This window comes from Dawidia soli (genome assembly GCF_018598185.1).
Taxonomy (GTDB): domain Bacteria; phylum Bacteroidota; class Bacteroidia; order Cytophagales; family Cyclobacteriaceae; genus Ohtaekwangia; species Ohtaekwangia soli.
The window spans coordinates 1-24,360 of record NZ_JAHESC010000019.1 but is presented as its reverse complement, the minus strand read 5'-3'; the positions used below and the strand labels follow the sequence as shown (position 1 = coordinate 24,360).

At 54.3% G+C, this 24,360-nt stretch carries 19 protein-coding genes; 12 read left to right on the top strand and 7 right to left on the bottom strand.

Annotation, left to right across the window (positions count from 1 at the left end; genetic code table 11):
• The first annotated feature begins 4 nt into the window (after positions 1-4).
• Complete coding sequence (locus KK078_RS14015) at positions 5-679, top strand: M15 family metallopeptidase (RefSeq protein ID WP_254090913.1); 675 nt, start codon at positions 5-7, stop codon at positions 677-679.
• Between the two features lie 57 nt (positions 680-736).
• Here KK078_RS14015 and KK078_RS14010 read toward each other — a convergent pair whose 3' ends face one another.
• Complete coding sequence (locus KK078_RS14010) at positions 737-1,405, bottom strand: DUF2459 domain-containing protein (protein ID WP_254090912.1); 669 nt, start codon at positions 1,403-1,405, stop codon at positions 737-739.
• A gap of 142 nt (positions 1,406-1,547) precedes the next feature.
• Between KK078_RS14010 and KK078_RS14005 the strand changes: the two genes are divergently transcribed.
• Positions 1,548-1,874 carry a nucleotide pyrophosphohydrolase gene (locus KK078_RS14005; RefSeq protein ID WP_254090911.1) on the top strand — a complete coding sequence of 109 codons (327 nt, stop codon included), beginning with the start codon at positions 1,548-1,550 and terminating at the stop codon, positions 1,872-1,874.
• Positions 1,875-1,967: 93 nt separating this feature from the next.
• Complete coding sequence (locus KK078_RS14000; protein ID WP_254090910.1) at positions 1,968-3,086, top strand: acyltransferase family protein; 1,119 nt, start codon at positions 1,968-1,970, stop codon at positions 3,084-3,086.
• Between the two features lie 112 nt (positions 3,087-3,198).
• Here the strand turns inward: KK078_RS14000 and KK078_RS13995 are convergent, their stop codons facing one another.
• The 3 genes from KK078_RS13995 to KK078_RS13985 form a co-directional block, all read right to left on the bottom strand.
• Entirely contained in the window at positions 3,199-3,906 is a 708-nt protein-coding gene (locus KK078_RS13995; RefSeq protein WP_254090909.1) for a 2-phosphosulfolactate phosphatase, read from the bottom strand.
• 73 nt (positions 3,907-3,979) lie between these two features.
• Entirely contained in the window at positions 3,980-5,065 is a 1,086-nt protein-coding gene (gene gcvT, locus KK078_RS13990) for a glycine cleavage system aminomethyltransferase GcvT (protein ID WP_254090908.1), read from the bottom strand.
• A gap of 126 nt (positions 5,066-5,191) precedes the next feature.
• Positions 5,192-5,653 carry a hypothetical protein gene (locus KK078_RS13985; RefSeq protein ID WP_254090907.1) on the bottom strand — a complete coding sequence of 154 codons (462 nt, stop codon included), beginning with the start codon at positions 5,651-5,653 and terminating at the stop codon, positions 5,192-5,194.
• 334 nt (positions 5,654-5,987) lie between these two features.
• On the opposite strand from KK078_RS13985, the gene KK078_RS13980 reads away from it, so the two are divergent.
• The 5 genes from KK078_RS13980 (at position 5,988) to KK078_RS13960 (ending at position 11,208) form a co-directional block, all read left to right on the top strand.
• On the top strand, positions 5,988-6,830 hold the full coding sequence (locus tag KK078_RS13980) for a prephenate dehydratase (protein WP_254090906.1): 843 nt from the start codon (positions 5,988-5,990) through the stop codon (positions 6,828-6,830).
• A 29-nt stretch (positions 6,831-6,859) separates the two neighbouring features.
• Positions 6,860-8,029 (top strand): pyridoxal phosphate-dependent aminotransferase, encoded by a 1,170-nt coding sequence (locus KK078_RS13975; protein WP_254090905.1) that lies wholly within the window; start codon positions 6,860-6,862, stop codon positions 8,027-8,029.
• Entirely contained in the window at positions 8,026-8,937 is a 912-nt protein-coding gene (locus tag KK078_RS13970; RefSeq protein WP_254090904.1) for a prephenate dehydrogenase, read from the top strand. The genes KK078_RS13975 and KK078_RS13970 overlap by 4 nt, the downstream gene beginning before the upstream one ends.
• A 12-nt stretch (positions 8,938-8,949) precedes the next feature.
• On the top strand, positions 8,950-10,053 hold the full coding sequence (locus tag KK078_RS13965) for a chorismate mutase (RefSeq protein ID WP_254090903.1): 1,104 nt from the start codon (positions 8,950-8,952) through the stop codon (positions 10,051-10,053).
• 324 nt (positions 10,054-10,377) lie between these two features.
• A complete protein-coding gene (locus KK078_RS13960) occupies positions 10,378-11,208 on the top strand; it encodes a sensor histidine kinase (protein WP_254090902.1) in 831 nt (276 codons plus the stop codon).
• Here KK078_RS13960 and KK078_RS13955 read toward each other — a convergent pair.
• Entirely contained in the window at positions 11,200-11,832 is a 633-nt protein-coding gene (locus KK078_RS13955; protein ID WP_254090901.1) for a response regulator transcription factor, read from the bottom strand. The genes KK078_RS13960 and KK078_RS13955 overlap by 9 nt on opposite strands.
• Positions 11,833-11,947: 115 nt before the next feature.
• Here KK078_RS13955 and KK078_RS13950 point away from each other — a divergent pair, with 115 nt between their 5' ends.
• The 3 genes from KK078_RS13950 (at position 11,948) to KK078_RS13940 (ending at position 20,781) form a co-directional block, all read left to right on the top strand.
• Entirely contained in the window at positions 11,948-17,548 is a 5,601-nt protein-coding gene (locus tag KK078_RS13950; RefSeq protein WP_254090900.1) for an alpha-2-macroglobulin family protein, read from the top strand.
• A gap of 95 nt (positions 17,549-17,643) precedes the next feature.
• Positions 17,644-19,101, top strand: coding sequence for a hypothetical protein (locus tag KK078_RS13945; protein WP_254090899.1), 1,458 nt, complete (start codon positions 17,644-17,646; stop codon positions 19,099-19,101).
• A gap of 117 nt (positions 19,102-19,218) precedes the next feature.
• Positions 19,219-20,781, top strand: coding sequence for a hypothetical protein (locus tag KK078_RS13940; RefSeq protein WP_254090898.1), 1,563 nt, complete (start codon positions 19,219-19,221; stop codon positions 20,779-20,781).
• Between the two features lie 9 nt (positions 20,782-20,790).
• Here KK078_RS13940 and KK078_RS13935 read toward each other — a convergent pair whose 3' ends face one another.
• Both KK078_RS13935 and KK078_RS13930 read right to left on the bottom strand, forming a co-directional pair.
• Positions 20,791-23,301 carry an Hsp70 family protein gene (locus KK078_RS13935; protein WP_254090897.1) on the bottom strand — a complete coding sequence of 837 codons (2,511 nt, stop codon included), beginning with the start codon at positions 23,299-23,301 and terminating at the stop codon, positions 20,791-20,793.
• Entirely contained in the window at positions 23,298-23,621 is a 324-nt protein-coding gene (locus tag KK078_RS13930; protein WP_254090896.1) for a hypothetical protein, read from the bottom strand. The genes KK078_RS13935 and KK078_RS13930 overlap by 4 nt, the downstream gene beginning before the upstream one ends.
• Before the next feature lie 96 nt (positions 23,622-23,717).
• On the opposite strand from KK078_RS13930, the gene KK078_RS13925 reads away from it, so the two are divergent.
• Positions 23,718-24,360 (top strand): transglycosylase domain-containing protein (locus KK078_RS13925; RefSeq protein WP_254090895.1); only part of this gene is annotated, 643 nt, incomplete at its 3' end.

Below are 24,360 nucleotides of genomic sequence, written 5' to 3'. Positions count from 1 at the left end.
CATCATGATGCGTCGCATATTGCTTTTCGTTTTTCTCTTGCCGTTAATGGCGGTTGCGCAGAAGAATAAGTATGGGCTCAATCCTACGAAGCTCGAGGCGTACAAGGCTTCTGTAAAGACGAACCCGAACAAGGAGCTGATCGACCTGGAAAAATTTATTCCGGGCCTGGTGCTGGATATACGGTATGCTACGACCAACAATTTTACGGGTGAGCGGATTTATACCCTGGCGAAGGCTTATGCGCGTAAGCCCGTGGCAGAGGGGTTGAAGCGGGCGCAGGCGGCGTTGAAAGAAAAAGGGCTGGGAATAAAGGTGTTTGATGCCTACCGGCCGTATAAGGCTACGGTCAGGTTCTATGAGGTATATAAAGATACGACGTACGTTGCCTCGCCCTATAAGGGGTCACGACACAACCGGGGGTGTGCTATCGATATGACGTTGATCGATCTGAAGACCGGACAGGAGCTCAAGATGCCTACGGGGTATGATTCTTTTCAAAAGGCCGCCTGGCCGTCCACACCGGTAAAAGATCCGGAGGTGCGAAAGAACCGGCAACTGATCATCGATGTGATGAAGCAGCAAGGTTTTAAGGTCAATAGCTCGGAGTGGTGGCACTTCGATTTTATCGGGTGGACGAAGTACGATGTATTGGATATTGATTTTGAGGAGTTGGAGTAATGTGCCACGTAGTCGCAGGATGTCATTGCGGTTACAAGGATACCTGCTGCGAGCGATTTAAATAGAACGTTCATATTTCCTGATTAATCCAAAGTCGAAGGGCGTCCAATACGATGCTTTCAAGCCGCTTTCCTTGAACGCAGTGTTTACCCACGTGTTGCAGGTCTTCAGACAGGAATAGCCGCCGTTGGCTTTATAAAAATTGTCGTGCTCGGAATATCCGGCATTTACTAGTATGATCGTGCTTCCGGTATTATCCCGCTGAAATGATCGTTGGATATAGTGGTTTAATTTTTTCAACGCAGTTTCATCCAGGCGGACTTCGATCCAGGTACTGCTTTTTTGTTTGTAGCGCGTTACATGCATTAACGTCGGTCCGTTTAAGAACATTGCCTGGAACGCGTTCCTGAACGTTAGATCGCCCCAGGTGGGGGTATTGATATAAAAGTTCTCGTTCCCCCACCCGAATGAAATATATTCTTCACGTTCCAGGTGAATGAGGTTTTCAAGCAACCCTGGATCAATATCCTGTTTTGGGATGATGATATCCAGATGAACACCGTTTGTACTTAGATAAACTGTTTTATTCTGGTTGTTAAACTCAGCCGTATTACCGTTCACGGTTGTAAATGTCAGCAGGATGGAGATTGCAAAGTAGCTTACGGGAATTGCAAGTAGAAGCAGAACCGAGATAATCGTTCTCTTTAAAAGGTTTCTCTTTTTCATATAGAGTTTTTCCGGTGGAAACCAGCATGCTTTATTACAAATCTCCCAAAAAGTAACCCGTCGTCTGACCCGGGGATTTTGGATTCTTTTTATTTTTAATCCCTGTTCACCAATCGTATTTTAAACATTCAACTTTTCTCTCATGTCTTTACAAGAAGCGCAAGAACAAGTAGACCAATGGATTACAACCACCGGTGTACGTTATTTCAATGAACTTACGAACATGGCGATCCTAACGGAAGAAGTAGGCGAGGTGGCGCGCATCATGGCGCGGCGGTATGGCGAGCAGTCAGAGAAGGAGTCTGACAAGGGCAAGGACCTGGGCGACGAGATGGCCGACGTGCTGTGGGTGCTGATCTGCCTGGCCAATCAAACTGGAGTGAATCTCACGGAGGCTTTTGAAAAGAATCTGGCCAAGAAGACCGCACGCGACAAGGACCGGCACAAGAACAATCCCAAGCTGCAATAGCATGTAACCCTGTTGGGTACAAAAGTGTGTCGGTGTGTACTTGCGGCTGTCAAAAATTTACGGCAGATTCGTATACCTAACCACACCGTATTTATGGCTGAAAACCAGCGCTTCCTGGCCCTCGACGTTTTCCGGGGAATGACCGTTTGCTTCATGATCATTGTAAACTCTCCGGGCGACTGGAGCATTGCCTACCCGCCCTTGCTACACGCCGCATGGCACGGCTTTACGCCGACCGATCTTGTCTTTCCGTCATTTCTGTTTGCCGTGGGCAACGCCATGGCATTTGTGATGTATAAATACACCACGCAAAATAGCAGTAATTTGTTCTGGCGTAAGACGCTGAAACGGTTTGCTATTATCTTTTTGCTGGGCTTCCTGATGTATTGGTTCCCCTATGTAGATTTTCAGACCTGGACGTTAAAACCTTTTGCGGAAACGCGCATACTGGGGGTGTTGCAGCGGATTGCGATTTGTTACCTGGTGGCTTCCGTGGTGGTGTATTATGGTTCGAAGACCTTTGCGGTGATCTTTAGCATCGTCGTGCTGCTGGCATATTGGATTATCCTCTATGCGATGGGCGACGCGGTTGATCCGTACAGCATGACGGGGTATGCGGGAAATGCGTTGGATAAGCTTTTGCTGGGAGAGGCGCATATGTATCATGGCGAGGGCGTGGCGTTTGAGCCGGAAGGAATACTCAGTACGTTGCCTTCGTTGGTGAATGTGATTGCCGGGTACCTGGCGGGAGACTTCATCCGGAGGAAGGGCGTGACGTATGAGACACTGGCGAAACTGTTGATGGTGGGCGCGGTGCTGATCTTTGTTGCGCTGACCTGGAATATGGTGTTCCCGATCAATAAGAAGATCTGGACGAGCTCGTTCGTATTGCTCACCGTGGGGTTGGATCTGCTGCTGATCCCGTTGCTTCTGTATGTGATCGAGATGATGAGAAAGACACAGTGGACGGGGTTCTTTGTGGTGTTCGGAAAGAATCCGCTTTTTATCTACCTGCTTTCGGAATTGTTGTTGATTACTTTTTATCTGATCCCGGTGGGAGAGAGTAATGTTGTGGGATGGTTATTCCATGATGTGTTTGGGAGCTTCGCCAGTCCGGTGAATGCTTCTTTGCTGTTTGCGCTGTCCTTTATGATGATCTGTTGGGTGGTGGGGTATTTGCTTGACAGGAAGAAGATTTATATACGCGTTTGACAATGTGCGGACGGCAGTTACAAACTGCCTACCGACCCGGCACAAGTTACGTACCTACGCTATCGCTTGGTGCTAAACTTGCGCCAGGTGCTACGTATGTGCCGGCTATCGATTATGCTTTTATGAGGAAGCCTTCTTTCAGGACCGGGACGACGTCGTATTGGTCGGGGGTGAGGCAGAAGCTGATGTCTTTGTAGATGTTCAGCTTGGCGAGGCGGCGGACGTGGCTGGCGTCTTTGAGGAAGTCCATCATGTCGGTCTTGGCCTGGTTGTAGAGGTGCCGGGCCATGACGGGGGCGTCGCAGTCGGGTTCGATGTGCTCTTTCAATAGCTCTACCAGGGCACCGGCGTAGAGGGTGTCTTCCTGGTTTACTTTGCCTTTCCAGCCCGCGCATACGACCAGTACGTTGTTGGCGCCTGCCAGCAGGTAATTTGCCACAGCGGAAAGATTGAGGAAGGAGCCGATGATGATCTCGCGGGCGCCTTCGGATCTGGCAATGGCCTGGGTGCCGTTAGTGGTGGTGAAGGCGATCTTTTTACCCTTCAGATGATCTTCCATGTATTCGAAAGGCGAGTTGCCGAGGTCGCAACCTTCTACTTTTTTGCCATCGCGTTCGCCGGCGGTATAATATTCAGCGGACTTCATGGCCATGCAGTCTTCTACCTTCGCAAAGGGCTTGATGCTGTGAATCCCGTGTGCCAGGGCCGTTGTCATGCAGGACGTGGCGCGAAAGATGTCTACAACGACTACGGTGCGGTCGTGTACGTTATAAAGATGCATCAGCTCGGGGCTGAGGCATACGTCAATGGTTTTCGTCATACGCTTATAGAAATACAATGCCCCGGAGCGGCCGGCGGTCTGGCCGGGCTCCGGGGCAGCAATATACGTTCAATTATCCGATCAGCGGGAGTTTGCTGACCTGGGCTTTCAGGGCTTTGCCCCGCACGTCGATGGCGATCTCGGTACCTACGGCGGCGTGGGGCGTGGTGACATACGCCAGGCCTATGCCGATGCCCAGCAGGGGCGACATGGTACCCGAAGTAACTTTACCGATCACGTTGCCTGCTGCATCTTTCACTGCGTAGTCGTGGCGGGGAATGCCTTTCTCGGACATCTTAAAGCCTACCAGTTTTTTGGTGACGCCTTCTTCCTTCTGCTTTTTCAGCGCGGTGCTGTTGGTAAACTCTTTTGTGAATTTGGTGATCCAGCCCAGCCCGGCTTCCAGCGGCGACGTTGTATCGTCGATGTCGTTGCCGTACAGGCAGAAGCCCATCTCCAGGCGCAGGGTGTCGCGTGCACCCAGGCCGATGGGTTTGATCCCGAACTCGGCGCCTGCTTCAAAGATGGCTTTCCATACTTTCTCGGCGTATTGCTTGTGTATATAGATCTCGAAGCCGCCCGCGCCGGTATAGCCGGTGTTGGAGATAACGGCATCGGGCAGCCCGGCAAACTCGCCGATGGCGAAGTGATAGTATTTGATGGCCGACAGGTCTGTCCCGGTAAGCTTCTGGAGCGTGGCGGCGGCTTTGGGACCCTGGATGGCAAACAGGCAGGTATCGTCGGAGATGTTTTTCATCTCTACGCCTTTGGTGTTGTACTGGCTGATCCAGGCCCAGTCTTTATCGATGTTGCCGGCGTTGACCACCAGCAGGTAATCGTTGTCCTTGATCTTGTATACGATCAGGTCGTCTACGATGCCACCGGTTTCGTTGGGCAGGCAGGAGTATTGTGCCTGGCCGTCTATGAGCTTGGCGGCGTCGTTGCTCGTCACGCGCTGAATGAGGTCGAGGGCGTTGGGGCCTTTGAGGGTGAACTCACCCATGTGCGATACATCAAATACGCCCACGCCGTTTCGTACGGTCATGTGCTCTTCGATGTCGGAAGAATAGCGCACGGGCATGTTAAAGCCTGCGAAGGGTACCATCTTACCTCCCAGTGTTGCGTGGAGATCGTTGAGGGGAACATGTTTTATATCCATAGTGCTCGTTTAGGTGGCGCAAATGTAATTAAATCTTATTTCCATACACGGTGTCAAACAAAAAGAGGCGTCCCCTAAAGGAGCCTCTTTTATAGGTGTTGTTTTTGTAATTATACCCGTTGCGGATCAATGTATAGCTTCGGCTTTTGCGATGGCTTGGTTGATGTCCTCTTTCACCTTCGTTACCTTCTCCATTTCACTCTCCAGGTACTTGCGGGTCTTCTCTTCGTCCAGCGAGTCCGGTTGCGGGTTGAAGGAGCGCATCCATACCATCATGCCGTTGTGGGCGGAGTCCAGCTGGTGAATGGTCTGCTCGATCTCCTTTTTCTTATCGTCGGCCAGGCCGGTTTCTGTCAATTTCTTTTTGAGACCTTCTTTCAGTTTATAGATATCGTTCATCCTGGGCATGACCTCGTCGTGTACCTTCATGACTTCTTCGCCCAGGGCCTGGTTGGGACTACCGTCGGCCGCGGTATGTTCGTGGTCGTGGCCATGCTCGTGGTCATGGTTGTGCTCTTGATTTTTGGGGCCGCAGGCCCCCACCAGCAGGGCGGAAACGAACAGGGCGGTTTTCAGCGTTGTATTCATTTGGATATCGATTTTTGCCAAAAGTACAATTCCGGCGTGAATTTGCCTGTAACTGACTGACTAACAATCATTAGTTTCTTGAAAAGTTTATAAAAGATGCTACCGCCACTTTGATCTGCGAAAAAAATGCACGTATCTTTGAAGCACATCAAGATTGAAATGAACACCAACACATTCTTTTACTTTTACTACTACTTTTTTAGACCCCAGACGGGACTCTAACGAGTGGTGTTATTGTAAAGAATAGCAAGATAACTCAGAAAGGTCCCGGTAAAGCCGGGACTTTTTTTTTGCGCATGTTTTTAATCGCGGTGGACGGGAACAGATTACGTATATGGCCAAAAAGAAGAAATTAAAAATTGCAATTCAGGGTATCGCAGCAAGCTTTCACGAGGTAGCGGCCCTCACGTATTTTACCGAGGCGATCGAAACGGTAGAGTGTCTTTCCTTTCACCAGCTGTGCGAGAGCCTGAAACATGGTTACAGCGACTATGCGGTGATGGCCATCGAGAATTCCATTGCCGGCAGCATTCTGCCGAACTACTTTTTATTGCAAGACTATCACTTCAGCATCATCGGCGAGCTGTACCTGCCGATCCACATGAACCTGCTGGCGCTGCCTGGCACCAAGCTGAGCGATATTAAGACCATTGAGTCGCATCCCATGGCCATCCGTCAGTGCTCGGACTTCCTGCACGCGCTGAACGGCGTGGAGATCCGCGAGAGCGACGATACGGCGTTGTCGGCCCGCCGTGTGAAGGAGCTGAAACTGAAGAATACGGCGGCCATTGCCAACGAGTTTGCGGCCAAGAAATTCGGGTTGCAGATTCTGGAGAAACGCATCGAGACGCATAAGAAGAATTTCACGCGTTTCCTGATCCTGGCCAAGCGTGCCGACCGCAAGATCGAAAGCAACAAGGCCTCTATGTGTTTTGAGGTAGCCAACGAGGTGGGGAGCCTGGCGGACGCGCTTACCACGTTCAAGACCCACCGCATTAACCTGACCAAGATCCAGTCGATTCCGATCATCGGCCGGCCCAGCGAATACTCTATTCACATCGACGTAGAGTGGAAGCGCCGCAAGAGCTATGACGATGCGATGAGCGCCGTCATGCGGCAGGTAAAGAACCTGAATGTTCTGGGTGAGTATAAAAAGGCGAAGATCGAATACAAGTAATAAAAGAGCGCGATAGCGATACAGAACGTATGATACAGACAGCGAAACGAATTGCCAATGTGGAAGAGTACTACTTCAGCCGGAAGCTGGCCGAGGTACGTGGCCTGGACACGCCCGAGCTGCGCGTGATCAACCTGGGCATCGGCAGCCCCGACCAGGCACCGTCTTCCGCCACGATCGATGCCCTGATCGCGTCGGCGAAGAACCCGGCGCACCACGGCTATCAAAACTACAAAGGGATCCCGGCGTTCCGCCAGGCCATCGCCGACTTCTATCGCACGGTATATAACACGACGCTGAACCCCGAGACGGAGATCCTGCCGCTGATGGGCTCGAAGGAAGGTATCATGCACATCGCGATGGCCTTTGTAAACGAAGGGGAGGAAGTGCTGATCCCCAACCCGGGCTATCCCACGTATTCGTCGGTAGCCAACCTGGTAGGCGCCAGGTTGCGTCCCTATGCCTTAAAAGAGTCGTTGAACTGGGGCATTGACATTGCCGAGCTGGAGAAGAGCGACCTGTCGAAGGTAAAGATCATGTGGGTGAACTTTCCGCACATGCCCACGGGTCGGGTGGCTTCGCGCGAAGAGCTGAAGGCGTTGGTGGACCTGGCGCGCAAACATCAGTTCCTGATCGTAAACGACAATCCCTATAGCCTCATCCTGAACGATAACCCGATGAGCATCCTCTCCATCGAAGGTGCTGACGAGGTGGCGTTGGAATTAAACTCGCTGAGCAAGTCGCACAATATGGCCGGCTGGCGTCTGGGCTGGGTGGCCGGTAAGAAAGAGTTTATCGATGCCGTGCTGAAGGTAAAAAGCAACATGGACTCGGGCATGTTCCTGGGCCTGCAGCATGCTGCCACGGAAGCGCTGAAGAACGGCGATGTGTGGTTCAAGGAACTGAACCAGGTATACCGCCAGCGCAAGCAGGTGGCGCTCCAGCTGCTGGATGCGCTGGGCTGTACCTATGCCGATCAATCGGGTTTGTTTGTGTGGGCGAAGGCGCCCGACCGCATTGCCGATGTAGAGAAATGGATCGACGAGATCTTATACGGTACGAAGGTGTTTATCACCCCGGGTTTTATTTTCGGTGAGGCCGGCCGCCGCTACATCCGCGTGTCGCTTTGCTGCACGGAGACGATGTTGAAAGAAGCACTGGAACGTGTGAAGAATTTTCTAAAGACCGCGAAAGTATGAACGTAGCTGTAATAGGGTTAGGATTGATCGGCGGCTCGATGGCGCTCGACCTGCGTCACGCGGGGCTGGCCACATCGCTGACGGGCGTCGACCAGAATGCCGACAACGGCGAGCAGGCCGTGGCGCTGGGCCTGGTGGACCGCGTGCAGCCTGCAGACGCAGCGTTGCGTGAGGCCGACCTGGTGATCGTGGCGATACCGGTAAATGCCCTGGCAAAGACGTTGCCGAACGTGCTCGACCTGGTAAAGCCCGACGCTGTCGTGGTAGACGCCGGATCGACCAAAAGCTCGATCTGCCGGGCAGTAGCGACCCACCCCCGGCGGGCACAGTTTGTGGCGGCGCACCCCATTGCCGGTACGGAGAACTCCGGCCCGACGGCAGCCTTCCGCGGGCTGTTCCAACACAAGACGAACATCATCTGCGAGCAGGAGCGCTCTTCAGAGCATGCCCTGACCGTGGCGCGCCGCGTGTTCGATGCCCTGGGGCTGAACACGATCTTTATGGAGCCGGAGGAACACGACAAGCACGTAGCCTATGTATCGCATCTCTCGCACGTCAGCTCGTTCCTGCTGGGGCAAACCGTACTCGACATCGAGAAGGACGAGAAAAATATCTTCGCCCTGGCGGGCAGCGGTTTTGCGTCTACGGTGCGTCTGGCGAAAAGCTCGCCGGCCATGTGGGCGCCGATCTTCGAGCAGAACCTCGAATACCTCAGCCAGGCGTTGCAGGAGTATATCATGCACCTGCAACGGTTCCACTACCTTTTACTGAAGCGAGACACGCAGGAGCTGAGCCGCATCATGTCGGGCGCCAACGAGATCCGCCGCGTGCTGGACGGTATCGAGCTCAAGACACAACAACAGACTCAACAACAACAACAACCTATATCAACAACTGCAAAAATTTAACTACTCACCTATATGAAACATTCACTGAAACTTGAACCGATCTCTTCCTGGTTGCCGACGGCCAGCAAACCCGTTATCATCAGCGGCCCCTGCAGTGCAGAAACAGAAGAACAGACCATTGCCACAGCGAAACAGCTGGCGGCTACCGGCAAGATCCACGCGTTGCGCGCGGGTATCTGGAAACCCCGCACCCGGCCGGGTCAATACGAGGGTGCCGGCGAACCCGGCCTGCAATGGCTGGCGGCGGCAAAGAAAGAGACCGGGCTGCCCATCACAACCGAAGTAGCCAATGCCGCGCACGTGGAGGCTGCCCTGAAGGCTGGTGTCGATATTCTGTGGGTGGGTGCCCGTACGACGGTAAACCCCTTCTCGGTACAAGAGGTGGCCGACTCGCTGAAAGGCGTTGACATTCCGGTGATGGTAAAGAACCCCATCAACCCGGACCTCGAGCTGTGGATCGGCGCGCTGGAGCGCCTCAACAAAGCCGGCATTACCAAGCTGGCGGCTATCCACCGCGGCTTCTCATCATTCGAAAAAGGCCCCTTCCGCAATGCGCCCATGTGGGACATGAGCATCGAGCTGAAGACCCGCATTCCCGAGCTCGACATCATTTGCGACCCCAGCCACATTGCCGGTAACCGTGATCTGATCTCCCTGATCTCTCAGAAGGCCCTCGACCTGGACATGGCCGGCCTGATGATCGAAAGCCACATCAATCCCGATGCTGCCTGGAGCGACGCCAAGCAACAGGTTACACCGGCTGTTCTCGGCAAGATCGTAGAAGGCCTGGTAGTGCGCGAGGTATCGTCTGACAATAAGAGCTTCAAAGATACGCTCAGCATCCTGCGCGAGCAGATCGACCAGTTGGACGATGAGATCATGTCGAAGCTTGCTTCGCGTATGAAAATCTCGGAGAAGATCGGCCAATACAAGAAGGAAAACAACGTAACCATTCTCCAGGTAAACCGCTGGGAAGAGATCATGCAGACCCGTATCACGCTGGGTAAGGCGATGGGGCTGAACGAGGCCTTCACGCAAGAGTTGCTGAAACTGATCCACAACGAGTCGATCCAGATCCAGACTGGCGTGATGAACAAAGTGGCAGAACGCGTTTAAGCATAGTGTTTTTTTTATCGCCCAAAAAACTTGCGGTGCTGTGAAACTAACTCACAGCACCGTTGTTTTTTACGTTGGAAAAATCGAACTTATACAAGAAACCTAACACCTGCCGCGCCCTGATCTATTCCCCTGAGTATCACGGGCTGATCTCCACGCACATGTTGTCGTATCTCCGTTGCACTACGCCTTGCGGATCTTCTTGCAGTTACATCTGTGCGGGTGGCGGTATTTAGTCTGGGAATGAGGAGCTGTCGGTAGGTGCGATATTTTAGCGTATGTAATTTAGTGACTGGTATAACTTCAACTCTTTCTGTTAGCTATATGGTAACTACCTATATTCTGGTGGCTTTAAGCAGCGCCATTTTTACCGGCCTGCTGGTGTATCTTTTTGGTGGTAAAAAGACGCCGAAGAAAACATCGCGCGGAGGTACGGAATCTACGGCCGAATTAATTCCCTGGTCGCGGGTGAACGAGTTTATCGAGCACGATCGCCAGCGCATTTCCAGCGACCTGCACGACGAACTGGGTACTGTGTTGAGCCTGATACACTTAGATCTGGAACTGGTCATGCGCGAGGCGGATGCCCTGCCGCCGCACATCGAGGCGAAGCTCATAACTGTCAAAAAGAACCTTAACCTGACGATCGAAACCATCCGCAACATCATCTGGAATTTGTCGCCGGACTTCATCGAAGGCATGAGCCTGAACTTTGCCATCCGCGAGCTGTGTCACAAGCTCGACGCGATGAAGGGCACGCACGTGCATTTTGTACAAAGCGGTACACCGGTGCCGATCCAGCAACGGCAGAAGCTCAGCCTGTTCCGCATGGTGCAGGAGCTTTTCTCCAACGCCATCAAGCATTCCAATGCCTGGAACATCTCGGTACATATACACTGGGACAAAGAAAACCTGACCATCACCGTAGAGGACGATGGTTCTGATTATCGCCGGCAGGAGCACGAGCAAAAGACTTCGGGCATGGGTATGATCAACCTGCTGAAGCGGGCCAACAGCATTGGCGCCACGTTGCGCCGCGAGGATGTTTCACCCCGGGGGTTGCGCGTGATCATCGAATTCAACCTGCAACAGCAGAAAGATACCACGTCCAACAAGTTCCCCGCGATGCCCGCGGCCGCCGACGTGTTATCCTAGCACACCGTTCTCATACGCATACGAGATCAGCTCCGCCACATTGCGGGTCTTGGTCTTTTGCAACATGTCCTCGCGGTAGCTGTTGATGGTATTTTCTTTTAACGCCAGGCGTTCGGCGATCTCTTTGCTGGACTTACCCATTTTCAGGTATATCAATATATCCGCTTCGCGTTTGCTGAACTGAATGGACGGTGCGCTGACACCGGGTTCGTCTTTCAGCAGCGACGGGTGGATCATGGGGGTGATATACTGGCGGTTATCCAACACGGTTTCGATGGCCTTTTTGATCTCCTGCGACTCGCTGTTCTTTAACAGGAAACCGTGCACGCCGAGGCGTACCAGGTGGGTAATCATGCCTTCGCCGTTGTATTGCGTCAGGACGATTATGCGCAGGTCGGGGTATTGCCGCAATACCTGGCGGGCTACTTCTATGCCGTTCATACCGGGCATGCCAATGTCCAGCAGGAGCAGGTTAAAACGATGCTCCTGGAGCATTTCCAGGGCTTCCGGACCACTACCGGCCTGGCGGAGGGTTACATCGGGGAAAAGCCGGTTCAGCACGAGCGCCAACCCCTCGCGAAAAAGGGATTGATCATCAACAGCAAGGATTGACAGAGATTTCATGGTAACAGTCGGTAAGGTTTCACAAAGTACTTTAAATTTGAGTAAAAAGACACCCCTGATTTATCAGGTGGTCTACAGTCCGCCTAAACGTCATTTTTAACGCTTCGAACGCTTCATGAAAAGTCTTTCCTGGAAGAAGATCGGCCTCGGTGTGGCCGTCATAGGCATTATTGCCTTTGGTATTTTCTATTTCACCACGTCAACCGGCTCTAAGCCCGGCCCCAGTTACATCAATCCTGCTTTCGGTGAGTACATCTCGTCGTACACGGCGGGTGTCGTCTCGTCGGGCACGACGGTACGCATTGTGCTGACCAAGGATGTAGTCGATTCGACCCTGATCGGACAGGAGAACCCGGCCAAGCTGTTTTCCCTCAGCCCGTCTGTCGGGGGCAAGACCTTCTGGCTCGACCGCCGCACGGTAGAGTTCCGGCCCGACAACCGCCTGATCGCCGGGCAGATCTACGAAGTGAACTTTGCTTTGTCGAAGCTCATGCCCGAGGCTACGGGTGAACTGAGCTCGTTTGTCTATACGTTTCAGGTTATGCCTCAGAACTTCGAGGTTATCGTAGACAATGTGAAGCCCTATGTCAAGACGGAGCTGAAGCGTCAGAAGATCGAAGGCAACCTATACACCGCCGACTTTGCCGAAAAAGATGCCGTCGAAAAAATGATGACGCCCTACCAGGACGGTGGCGCCCTGAAAGTAACATGGACACACAACCCGGATGGCAAGCAGCACTCCTTTGTGGTGGAGGACGTGGCGAGAAAGGAACAGGCCAGCGAGGTGACCCTGGCTGTAGAAGGTAAACCGCTGGGTGTAGACCACGACGAAAAGAGAGTGGTGGAGATTCCTTCGCTGAGCGACTTCAAGCTGATGCAGGCCCGCGTGGTGCAGCACCCTAACCAGTACGTTGTGTTGCAGTTTTCCGACCCCCTGAAAGAAAAACAAGATCTGACCGGCCTCATCTCGATGGCCGAAGCCGGCACGCTGGACTTCGAGATCCGCGATAACGAGATCAATGTATACCCGCCGGTGCGGCAGACAGGTTCGAAGGTCATCCGCATCGAAGCCGGTGTGCGCAACATCCTGGACTATAAAATGAAAGAGCCCGCCACGGCCGAAGTGGTTTTTGAACAAGTATCGCCGGCGGTGCGGTTTACGGGTAAAGGTTCCATTCTGCCGAGCAGCGATGGCATGGTGCTGCCGTTCGAGGCGGTGAACCTGCGGTCGGTAGATGTGACCATTCTCAAGATCTACGAGCGTAATATTTTACAATTCCTGCAGGTGAACAACATCCAGGGCAGCCAGGAAATGAACCGGGTAGGCAAGAGAATGCTGAAGACCACCGTGCAGCTCGACAATACCGGTGTTACCGACCTGGGCAAGTGGAATCGCTATACACTGGACCTGTCGAAGCTGATCAGCACCGAGCCGGGCGCGATCTACCAGGTAAAGGTCTCGTTCAAGAAGGCATATTCTACCTATACCTGTGAAGGGGGCGAAGAAGCGGAAGAGGCCGTGGAGGAAAACGTCGGCCAGTTTGAAGACGAAGAGTCGTATGGCTACTACGATGAAGAAGGCTACTACTACGAAGATTATTACTACTACGAAGACTACGACTGGGAGCAACGCGACAATCCGTGCCACTCATCATACTACACGAACAACCGCGCCATTACACGCAACGTGCTGGCGTCAGACCTGGGCATTACCGCCAAACGCGGTGACGACGGCAACACACTGGTGTTTGTAACCGACCTGAAAACAACGCAGCCGCTGTCGGGGGTACAGCTGGAGATCTATGATTTCCAGCAACAGGTGATCGGCTCTGCCACGACGGACGCTGACGGTAAGGCCACGATCAATACAAAAGAGCCGCCGTTTGCATTGATCGCGAAGAACGGCCAGCAACGGGGATATCAAAAGCTGAGCAACGGCGACGCACTTTCCGTCAGCAACTTTGATGTAACGGGTGAAGTGATCCAGCGTGGCCTGAAGGGTTTCCTGTATGGCGACCGTGGTGTATGGCGCCCGGGCGACTCGCTGTACCTCACGTTCATCCTCGAAGACAAAAACAAGCTGTTGCCGGCCACGCACCCCGTGGTGTTTGAAATGCAGAACCCGCAAGGACAGGTGGTGAACCGCCTGGTGCGGTCAGGCTCGGAGAACGGTTTTTACTCCTTTGCCACGGCTACGGCCGCGGATGCGCCTACGGGCAACTGGACCGGCCGCGTCAAAGTGGGCGGTACGGAATTTACACAAACCTTAAAGATCGAGACCGTTAAACCCAACCGGCTCAAGATCAACCTCGACTTTGGTACGGACAAGTTCACTTCTTCCACGGCCTCCGGCAAGCTGGATGTAAAATGGCTGCACGGTGCGCCCGGCCGCAACCTGAAGGCCGAGTTCGACATGTTGCTGCTGAAAGCACCGACTACCTTTACCAGGTATCCTGACTATGTCTTTGAAGATCCTGCCCGCGAGTTCTATAGCGAAGCACAACCGGTATTCGAAGGCCTGACCGACGACGACGGTAAGGCGCTGGTGAATGTGAACCTGGAAACTACGTCGGCTGCGCCGGGTTTCCTGACGGCGGTCTTCCGCGGAAAAGTATTTGAGGAGAGCGGTAACTTCAGCACGGATCGTTTCAGCATACCGTACTACCCGTATGAATCGTACATCGGTATGAAGGCACCGGAGGGTGAGAAGTATAGTGGCATCCTGTATTTCGACAAGCCCCATACGTTCAACCTGGCAACGCTGGACGCAAACGGCCAGGGGGTGTCGCGAGACGACATCGAGGTGTCGGTATATAAGCTGGGCTGGCGCTGGTGGTGGGACAACTCCGAGGAGAGCATCGCCAATTATATAGAAGGTTCGTATTCTAAACTGGTGAAGAGCGACAAAGCCAGGACGGTTAACGGTAAGGGTAACTGGACGATTGAAATGAAGATGGGCGAGTACGAGTACGGTCGTTACTTTGTACGCGCGTGCGACCCCGTGTCGGGTCACTGCACAGGCCAGATCGTGTATGTCGACGAGCCCGGCTGGTACAGCCGCTCGCGTGATGAAGACTCGCGTGGCGGTGCCACGATGCTTTCGTTCACGACGGATAAGACCAACTATAACATCGGTGAGAAAGTGAACATCACGATCCCCAGCAGTGCCTCGGGTGGCCGTGCGCTGGTCAGCCTCGAGAACGGCAGCCGTGTATTGAAAACCTTCTGGGTAGAGACGCAAAAAGGAGAGACGAAGTTCAGCTTTGACACTTCGCCGGACATGGCACCGAATATTTATGTGCACGTGTCGCTGTTGCAACCGCACGCGCAAACGGAAAACGACCTGCCGATCCGGTTGTATGGCGTGTCGTCCATTCGCGTAGAAGATCCGAATACACACCTGGAACCGGTCATTGCGATGCCCGAGGAGCTCGAACCGGGTAAAGAGGTAACGATCCGCATTTCTGAAAAGACCAACCGCAAAATGACGTATACCATTGCCGTGGTAGACGAAGGATTGCTGGATATTACGCGCTTTAAGACCCCCGATGCCTGGAGCCGCTTCTATGCGCGTGAGGCCCTGGGCGTTCGCACGTGGGATGTATTTGACGATGTGATGGGCGCGTTCGGCGCACGCCTCGAACGCCTGCTGGCGATCGGGGGTGACGCAGAACTGGCCGCGAAGGAAGACGATGCCCGTGCCAACCGCTTTAAGCCGGTGGTGAAGTTCTTCGGCCCCTATACGCTTTCCAGTGGCAGCAATAGCCACACGTTTGTCATGCCGCAGTATATCGGTTCGGTGAAAACGATGGTGGTAGCGGGCTATGAAGGCGCGTATGGCAAAGCCGAGAAGGCTACGCCGGTGCGTAAGCCGCTGATGGTGCTGGCCACGCTGCCGCGTGTGCTGGGACCGGAGGAAACGGTAAAGCTGCCGGTCACCTTGTTTACGCAAGAGAAAGGGATCAAGAACGTAAAAATAGACGTGAAGGTATCGGGCCCGCTGCACCTGGCGGGTGACGCCAGCCAGTCGGTGGCTATGCCGGCCGGCGGCGACCTGACGGTGGACTTTGACCTGGCGGTGAAGGCCGAAGCCGGTATTGCCAAGGTAGAGGTAACAGCCAGCGCGGGTAAATTCCAATCGACGGATGTGATCGAGATCGAGGTGCGGAACCCGAACACGCCGGTAACCCGGGTAACGGAGTCGGTATTGGAAGCTGGCAAGAGCTGGGCCGGCGAAGCGGTGCCGTTCGGCATAACGGGTACAAACACGGCCGTGGTGGAAGTTTCCAACCTGCCGCCGATCAACCTGGGCAGCCGTTTGAAATACCTGATCCAATACCCGCACGGTTGTATCGAGCAGACAACATCGTCGGTATTGCCGCAACTCTACCTGGCACAGGTAAAGGAGCTGACGGAATTCGAAAAGAAAAATATCCAGCGTAACGTCACGGCAGGTATCGAACGGTTGAAGTCGTTTGTACAGGGCGACGGCGGCTTTGGCTACTGGCCCGGCCCGGCCGAGCATTCCGATCCCTGGGGCACTACGTACGCCGGGCACTTCCTGGTAGACGCGGAGGCGAAGGGCTACTATGTGCCGGCCGATATGATGAAGCGCTGGAAGAAGTACCAGAAGAGCAAAGCGCAGGAGTGGCGGCGCAACGACGCATACTATAACAACGACCTGATGCAGGCGTACCGTCTGTATACACTGGCGCTGGCCGGTGCTCCGGAAATGGGCGCTATGAACCGCCTGCGTGAGCTGGGCAACCTCAACACCACCTCCGCCTGGATGCTGGCGGCCGCCTATGCAAAGGCTGGTCAGCCCGAAGCCGCGAAGAAACTGATCGCCAACCTGTCGACCACGGTGAAGCCGTATCGCGAGCTGGGGTACAGTTATGGTTCGGATGTTCGCGACAAGGCGCTGATCCTGGAAACACTGGTGCTGCTGGACGACAAGACCAAGGCCTTTGCGGTACTGAAAGATGTATCGCGCTACCTGGGTGACTATGGTTACTGGATGAGCACGCAAGAGACAGCCTTCTGTCTGAAAGCGATCGGTTCCTTTGCCGGTATGGATAAACGGGGTGCGCTGAAATTCTCGTATGTGCTCAACGGCAAGACGGTACAGGCCAGCACCGAGCTGCCCGTAGCGCAGGTTGCCATCCCGTTGACGGGGTTGAAAAAGGAGAGCGTCCGGATCACCAACGAGAGCGGCGGCATGCTGTTTACGCGCCTGATCCTGGAAGGCACGCCGGCCCGCGGAGAGGAAGAAGATGCGCAGAGCAACCTGACCCTCGCCGTGCGGTATACCGACACCGATGGCAAAGACCTGGACATAACGCGCCTGGAGCAGGGCACGGAGTTCCTGGCTGAGGTAACGGTCATTCACAATGGCACGCGCTCGTCGTATGAAAACCTGGCCCTGTCGCAGGTGTTCCCCTCGGGCTGGGAGATCAACAACCTGCGCATTACCGACGACGAAGGCCAGCTGGCCAACAGCGCTTTCCAATACCAGGACATTCGCGACGACCGGGTATATACCTACTTCGATCTTTATGCCAACCAGCGCAAGACGTTCCACGTCATGCTGACGGCGGGTTACGCCGGTTCGTATTATCTGCCGGCGGTCAGCTGCGAGGCGATGTACGACAAGAGCATCTACGCCCGCAAAAAAGGCCAGGTGGTGGAGGTCGTAAAAGGCACCCCCGCACAGTAGCTGCTGCGCTGTTTGTATACTATAAAGGATCTCCGGACGATTCCGGAGATCTTTTTATTTCCGAGATACCCTACTTCTCTATACCTTTCCGGTAAATGCGATACAGGTCCCCTTTTTCGCTTCTATACCTGAACGGTTACCGGCCCGACCCCGGCTCCTGGGACGAAGCCTGGATCTTGAGGATACAGAAGGATTTGTTGCTGGAGCTCGAGCACCACGGTGGCGGTATGCTGCAAATAGAGAAGGAGGGATGGACCAAAGACGACATTCTCAAGCTGACCGATGCCCTGCGCCCGTCAGAAGAGCGTATGTATCACCAGTGGATCAGCGCGGATCCCGCGCTTTTGCGATTACTGGAACGAGGACAGGTGTCCGACAAAGGCCCGCTCTATAATCCTGCCCTGGCAGACCACCCCGCCTTCGAATCGTTTCAGTCCTTTGTCTCTCCTTACCTGGCGGAGTCGATCGGCCGGGCGTTAAGTCAGGCATTTGCACAGTATAATTTCAGTGGGGTACGGCGCCTTCTGGAGGCGACCGCGTTGTTGACAACCGCGCATGTGGAAGAGGTCCAGGCGCGGCTGGCCGGTTTGCTGGAGGACCTGGCGCACGCGCTCAGGCGGGTGGAGATGGGGGAAGAGGCGTTTGATCGCGAACGGTTTGGCCGGTTCGTTACCCCAGACTTTATCACGTTGCTGAACGGCCTTCCTGAAAGCCAGGCCGCCCTTCGCGAATGGCTGAGCGTGGGGCTTGTAAACGTGCTGGCAAAAAAAGTAGCGGGCTTCGCCTTTTCCCGCAAGGCCTACAAGTGCCTGCTGGAAATGCAGTGCCCCCCGCATGTGCGCCAGGTATTGTTATCCAACTACCGCAGTTTCAGGTGGCTACCGGTCAAGCTACTGGCGATGTGGATGAGCTTGTGTTTAATAGTCTATAGTCTGATCATGCTCGGCGATATTGATTCGTATCCTTCGTCGGCCGTGGGCACCGATACATATCGTTCCTATCGCAATCACCTGCGCACGCTTGTTCAAAAGCAGATGACACCCTCGGGCGCCGACTCCATGCGGTATATATTGCTCACCAATCCACAGGTGAACAACGATCATACCTTGTGGCATCATGCTGTGCCGGGCACGCATCTGTCGGATTATAGGGCCGCTGGCGCACAACCGTTGACGATGGTCAACCGGTCGCCCTACGACGCGGTGCTGTTCGTTATGAGTGATTCGGCGTTGTATAATGGTTTTCTTGCCCGGGGCGACTCGTTGCAAGTACCGATCCAGGCAGGCGACAGGCTGGCGTTTTATGTGGGGAACAGCTGGGTGCCCCCCGGCAGTATGAAGCGCGGTGTCTATCCGTGGACGGACGTTAAGGCCCTGTATGGAATTTTTACCAGCGTAGATAGTACGACGTTGCTTTTGCTTGATAAAATCTACTGCCTTTCTGCGGCCGGCGCGCATACAATGCCGGCATGTATTCGGTTGACGACGGGTGACAGCGGGCTGCTGCTCGATCCAGGCCAGGTGCTGGAAGAAATATCGGAAAAGAGCCCCTAACGACCCCAACCGATAGGCCGGATAAACTTTACTTCCGGATGAATTATCCTGCACGTAAGGTTTCACCCGCAAATAGCAGCGTAACGGCGTGGGTTTGCGTTATCTTTCCGGCGTATCATGCAGTACCGATCGCCGATCCCCGTCTTGCAATATGCCGGAGCGCCCCAGGAGCAACCCGACGTAAACAGCCTGCTGCGCATTCAAAAACGGCTGCTGGTCGAGCTGGACCACGGCGGCACGGGCAGCCTGCCCATAGGCACCCAGTCACTTACCAAGGACGACATCCTGACGCTGATCGAGGACCTGAAACAACAACAATCGTTTCTGTTCCACCAGTGGGTATACGATAACCCCCGCCTGCTGGCTTTACTGGAGAAGGGTACTGCGCCCGGAGGCGGGCCGTTGTACGACCGTAATTTGAGCTATCGGGCGGAGTTCAGGCAGTTCAAAATATTTGTGTCGCCCTACCTGGTGCAACCCGTAGGCAAGGGAGTGAACCAGGCCGTTCTGAAACGGGACTTTGCCACGGCCCGTGCGTTCCTTTCCGCGCGCCACCCGCTGGAGCCGACATTTTTTGACGACACTTTTGGCAAGCTGGGACACTCGCTCAAGTCGTTGGCGGAGGAGATCAAGCGCACGGAACGGAAGGAGATTAACTTTGTTCCGGGCCACTATGGTTTTGTAGACGGCACGTTTGTCGATTTTCTGAACGACCTGCCCGAGGCGCTTTCGCAGTATCGCGAGATGCTGGCGATCGCGTTCATCAACTTGTCGGTAGAGATACAAACTACACATCCCGACTTTTGCCAGCATATATACTCTTACCTGCAAGGCCTTCATTGCAGCCAGGAGACGAAGCGGATCATTATGCAAAACCGCGCCGTCTTTAACCGCCACCAGGAGAAGCAAGAAGCGTCCTCGAACAGGGGGGGCTCACGGACGGGGTGCGGGGCTTTTGTCGGCATTGCGTTTTTTATCATTACGTTACTTCGGGTCCTGATCAATATTGCCGACGACGACGACCAGGGGTATACACCGCCCGGCGTTAACCAGGTCGACATTCCCAGCGCGGCTGTCATCACGCTTTCAGAAATGGGGTATCAAACCTTTACCGCACAGATTCAGCATATTGTAAAACGACAGCTAACGGCCCACGGGAAAGATTCCATTGCCGAGGTCATTCGTCGGCAGCCGCTGTATATTCCACCTGCAGAAGCACCGCTATATCCTGATTTCTGCGAGCCAATGTTGAATTATCAACCTCAGAACGCCGTTCGTACGGAACTGACCAATAACTCGGAGTATGACATCGTAGTCTTCCTGCGCAACCAGCAAGCCACCTACGTGGCATTCTTGGCGAAAGGACAAAAGGTAGAAACGAAGATGGTCGCACAGGACGCCCTGTCGTTCTATGCCGGCAATGACTGGTCCTATGACGTTACATTCAAGGCGCACCTGTTTATGCGTGCCGGTGTCGAGCGCACAGTGCACGGCGCGTTCTTGTCGTCGGATTCGACCACGTTGAATTATCTCAACCGGTCCTATCAGTACCTCGGTTCGTATCCGTCACACGGTGTGATAGGCATTGCCTTTACTTCACCCAACGAAGACGGGTTGCAGGTGCTGGGGTGTAACAACGAAAATTTTACAGAATTCGAGGGCTTTGCCAAGTATAAATAAGAACAGGCATCAACCGATGCCCGTTCCTTTGAAATTTTTGAGGCGTGCGTATTCACTCTTGTCGGGCAGCAAATGCAGCAGGTTGAGGTTGATAACTTTCAGCTCGCTATAATTCTGCCGCTCCAGCGCCTTCTCGCCTTGCTCCAGATAGCCGATCGCCTTTTGCTTGTCCGTAAACTCGTCTTTAGACCGGCTGGCCAGGTCGTAGTACAGGCTGATGAGGAAATCGGTCGAGGCGAGCAGTACGTCGTTCAGAATGATGCGGAGCTGTTTGGTCTTCGCTTCCACCAGGAACACGCTTTCGGACGCAATAAAGCTCGGTTCGCTTTCGATAGCCTGTTTATACTGCGATTCATACTTCGCACGCGCTTCGGCACTGTGGTCCAGTTCAAAGGCGAGCCGGTTTTTCACTTCAAAGTATTCTATCCGTGCGGCGGTCAGCTTACGGAACCTGCCGAGCTGATCATACTTCTGGGCCAGCTTGCGCTTGCGTTCTTCCAGGTGATACTTCTCGTCGCTGTTCAGCGATGTGCTTAGGTTATCCAGGCCCTGGCGGATAATCATCGCCTCCTGCAAGTAGTTGTCGAGCTTGCCGGCGGTCTCATAGTCTTCGCTGGCTTCATTCTGACGAAGCTCCGATTTTAGTTTAGCAATGAGAATGTCGACCTCCTCTTCCAGCTTGCCGATGCTTACATAGCGCTCTGACGGGCTGAAGACGTTCTTGAACTCTTGTTCGGTCATGCTGAGATATACATTCACATTGATATCGCGTGACTCGGAGATCTCCAGCTTGATCTCGAGGTCCGATCCTTTGACCAGGTCGGCATTCAGCTCTTCGGGGTTGATCTCGATCAGGCCGATAACCTGGTTGGTGGAGGGGAAAGCAAAGCGATCTCCTTCCAGGATGCTGACGATAAGTTTATCCTTGCTGTTCTTATAGATCGTTTTGGACACCTCGCGGTAGATGGTCTTCTTGAGCGGCAGGACGCTGTTCTTGCCAAAGATCAATTCCAGCTTGGTGGTGCGCTCCTGCAGATCGTCTACTTCCAGGCAGATGTCGTTCGGCAGTGGCTGACCGTGAATGTTGTACTTACCCTGCACGATCTCGATGGGGTCGATATCGGCCTCCACCGGGTCGTTGCGCTCGTCGAAGAACTTCACCTGGAACCGGCTCAGCTGGCCGGGCAGCAGCGTGAGATACTCCCGTATCTTTTCGGTGGCCTTCTTCAGACCGGAGTCGTAGCCGCCGTCTTCCCGCTGAATGCGATAGTGTACATTGTTGATGTCGCCTTCCAGCGTGGCGAGGAACAGCTCCTCGGTATCCATACTGGTCTTGAGGTACGATGCCTTTACGCGTATGCGGGCCGCGGTGCCGGTGCTCTTCGGCGGCGCGACAACATCGGCCTGTACCTCGACCCGTTTTGTAGCGGCGTATTGGGCTGCGCCCACCACCACGGCCGTTGTAGGATCGACGGAGGCATTGACGCTGATGTTCAGCTTGCGTTCGATCAGTTCGCGCACCAACGGTATATAAGTGCTGCCACCCACGAGCACCACTTGCTGAATGTCGGCATTGGCGATGGCGTTGCGTTGCAGCAGCTCATGGATGAGGTCGATGGTATACAGCGCTTTTTCTTCGATACAGCTGTTGAAGTCCGCGCGGGTAATCGTTAAGAATATATCTTGTGTGTCGCCCGCATCGTCCTCCACCGAAATCTCCACTTCGGTTTGCGGACTTACCGACAGTTCCTTCTTGGCGTTCTCGGCTTTGTGCAGCAGGATCTGATACAAGCGCTTGAACTCGATGGCCTGGCTGGCAGCTTTCGCTTGCAGGGTGGTCAGGTTGGGGCGCTGGAAAAGCTGCTTAAGAATGATCCGCTCTACCAGCAGGTTGTCGAAGTCCAGACCGCCCAGGTAGTTATCGCCTTTGTGGTCGATCACGGTCAGCTCGGCATCGGAGATGGAGACGATGGCCACGTCAAACGTGCCGCCGCCCAGGTCGTATACCAGCCACTTCCCTTGCTTTTGTACGCCGTCGGTTTTGTTGGCAAAGGCCAGGCAGGCAGCGATGGGCTCTTGCAGCAGCACCACTTCTTTGAAACCAGCTTCGTAGCCGGCCTTTTTGGTAGCGTTGGATTGTACCGTGTCGAACGACGCGGGTATGGTAATGACCACCGACGGTATAGCCGGAGCGTTATGTACAAACGTCTTGAGCTCTTTCAGCACGAGGGCCGAGAGCTCGATCGGTGTCCTTTGCGCCTGCAGGTTTTTGACGAAGAAGGTCTCCGAGGTGCCCATTTTGCGTTTAAACCCTCCGAATACATTCTCAGGGTCTTTTTCAACATACTCGCGGGCTTTGTCGCCGATCAGGATCCGGTCGTTGCGGAAGCCTACGACAGACGGCAGCGTCTCTTTGTGGCCGATGGGGTTTTTATATACTTCGATGGCTCCGAACTGTCCTTTCGCGATAAGCGAGTTGGTGGTGCCCAGGTCAATGGCAAAGTCGATGGTGCTGCTCATACGGTACGATGTTCAACGATAACGACCGCTTTTTGTATAATGGTACGGTTGCCCCCGGCATCTTTTTGAAAGACCACGGGTTTGATCACCTTCGTGATATACATCGAGGCGTCTACCAGGTCGCCAACAATGCTGGCCACACAGTCGGTGCGGGTGTCGGTATATTTTTCGTGCAGGGGGCTGTGGTATTGCAGGCCCAGCTCGTCAAGGTGGTGACGGAGGCGTTCCATGTTGCGGCCCAGGTCCGCGGGATCTCCTTTACTGGCATTTTTTTGCTCGATCTCAAAGATCTGGTTCACCAGGTTGATCAATGCACTCATGCGAAACGGTAGCGGTTAGATAGATGTAGATAATAATTCTCAGGCGGTGAATTTAGTAACTCCCCGCGGCCAGGAAAATGGTATTTTTGCCCAAACATGTCACGCGGGTTAAAATGGAAAATTAGTGCGGTCTTACTGGGTGTCGCCCTGATAGCCTACTATTTCTCGTTACCGGCCACGCTTTTTACCGATCCCTACTCTACGGTGCTGGAATCGGCCCGTGGCGACCTGCTGAGCGCCGTCATTGCCCCCGACGGCCAATGGCGATTCCCGGAAACGGACTCTGTCCCAGAAAAATTTACGGTCGCCCTCATGGCCTATGAGGATAAACGGTTTCGCAGCCACCCGGGGGTGGACGTGCTTTCCCTGGGCCGCGCACTCCGCCAGAACCTGGCCGCCCGGCGTGTGGTGAGCGGCGGCAGTACGCTTACCATGCAGGTGATACGGCTGGCCCGGAAGGGAGCGGGGCGTACCGTGGGCGAAAAACTGATCGAGATCATACTCGCCACCCGCCTGGAATGGCGGCATAGCAAGGACGAGATCCTGGCCCTGTACGCCTCGCACGCGCCATTCGGCGGCAATGTGGTGGGTATAGACGCCGCCTGCTGGCGTTACTTCGGCCGCGACGCGCGGTCGCTTTCCTGGGGGGAGGCAGCCCTGCTGGCGGTGTTGCCCAACGCGCCCGCGCTGATCCCCCCCGGTCCCAACCGCGACCACCTCAAAGCCAAACCCGACCGGT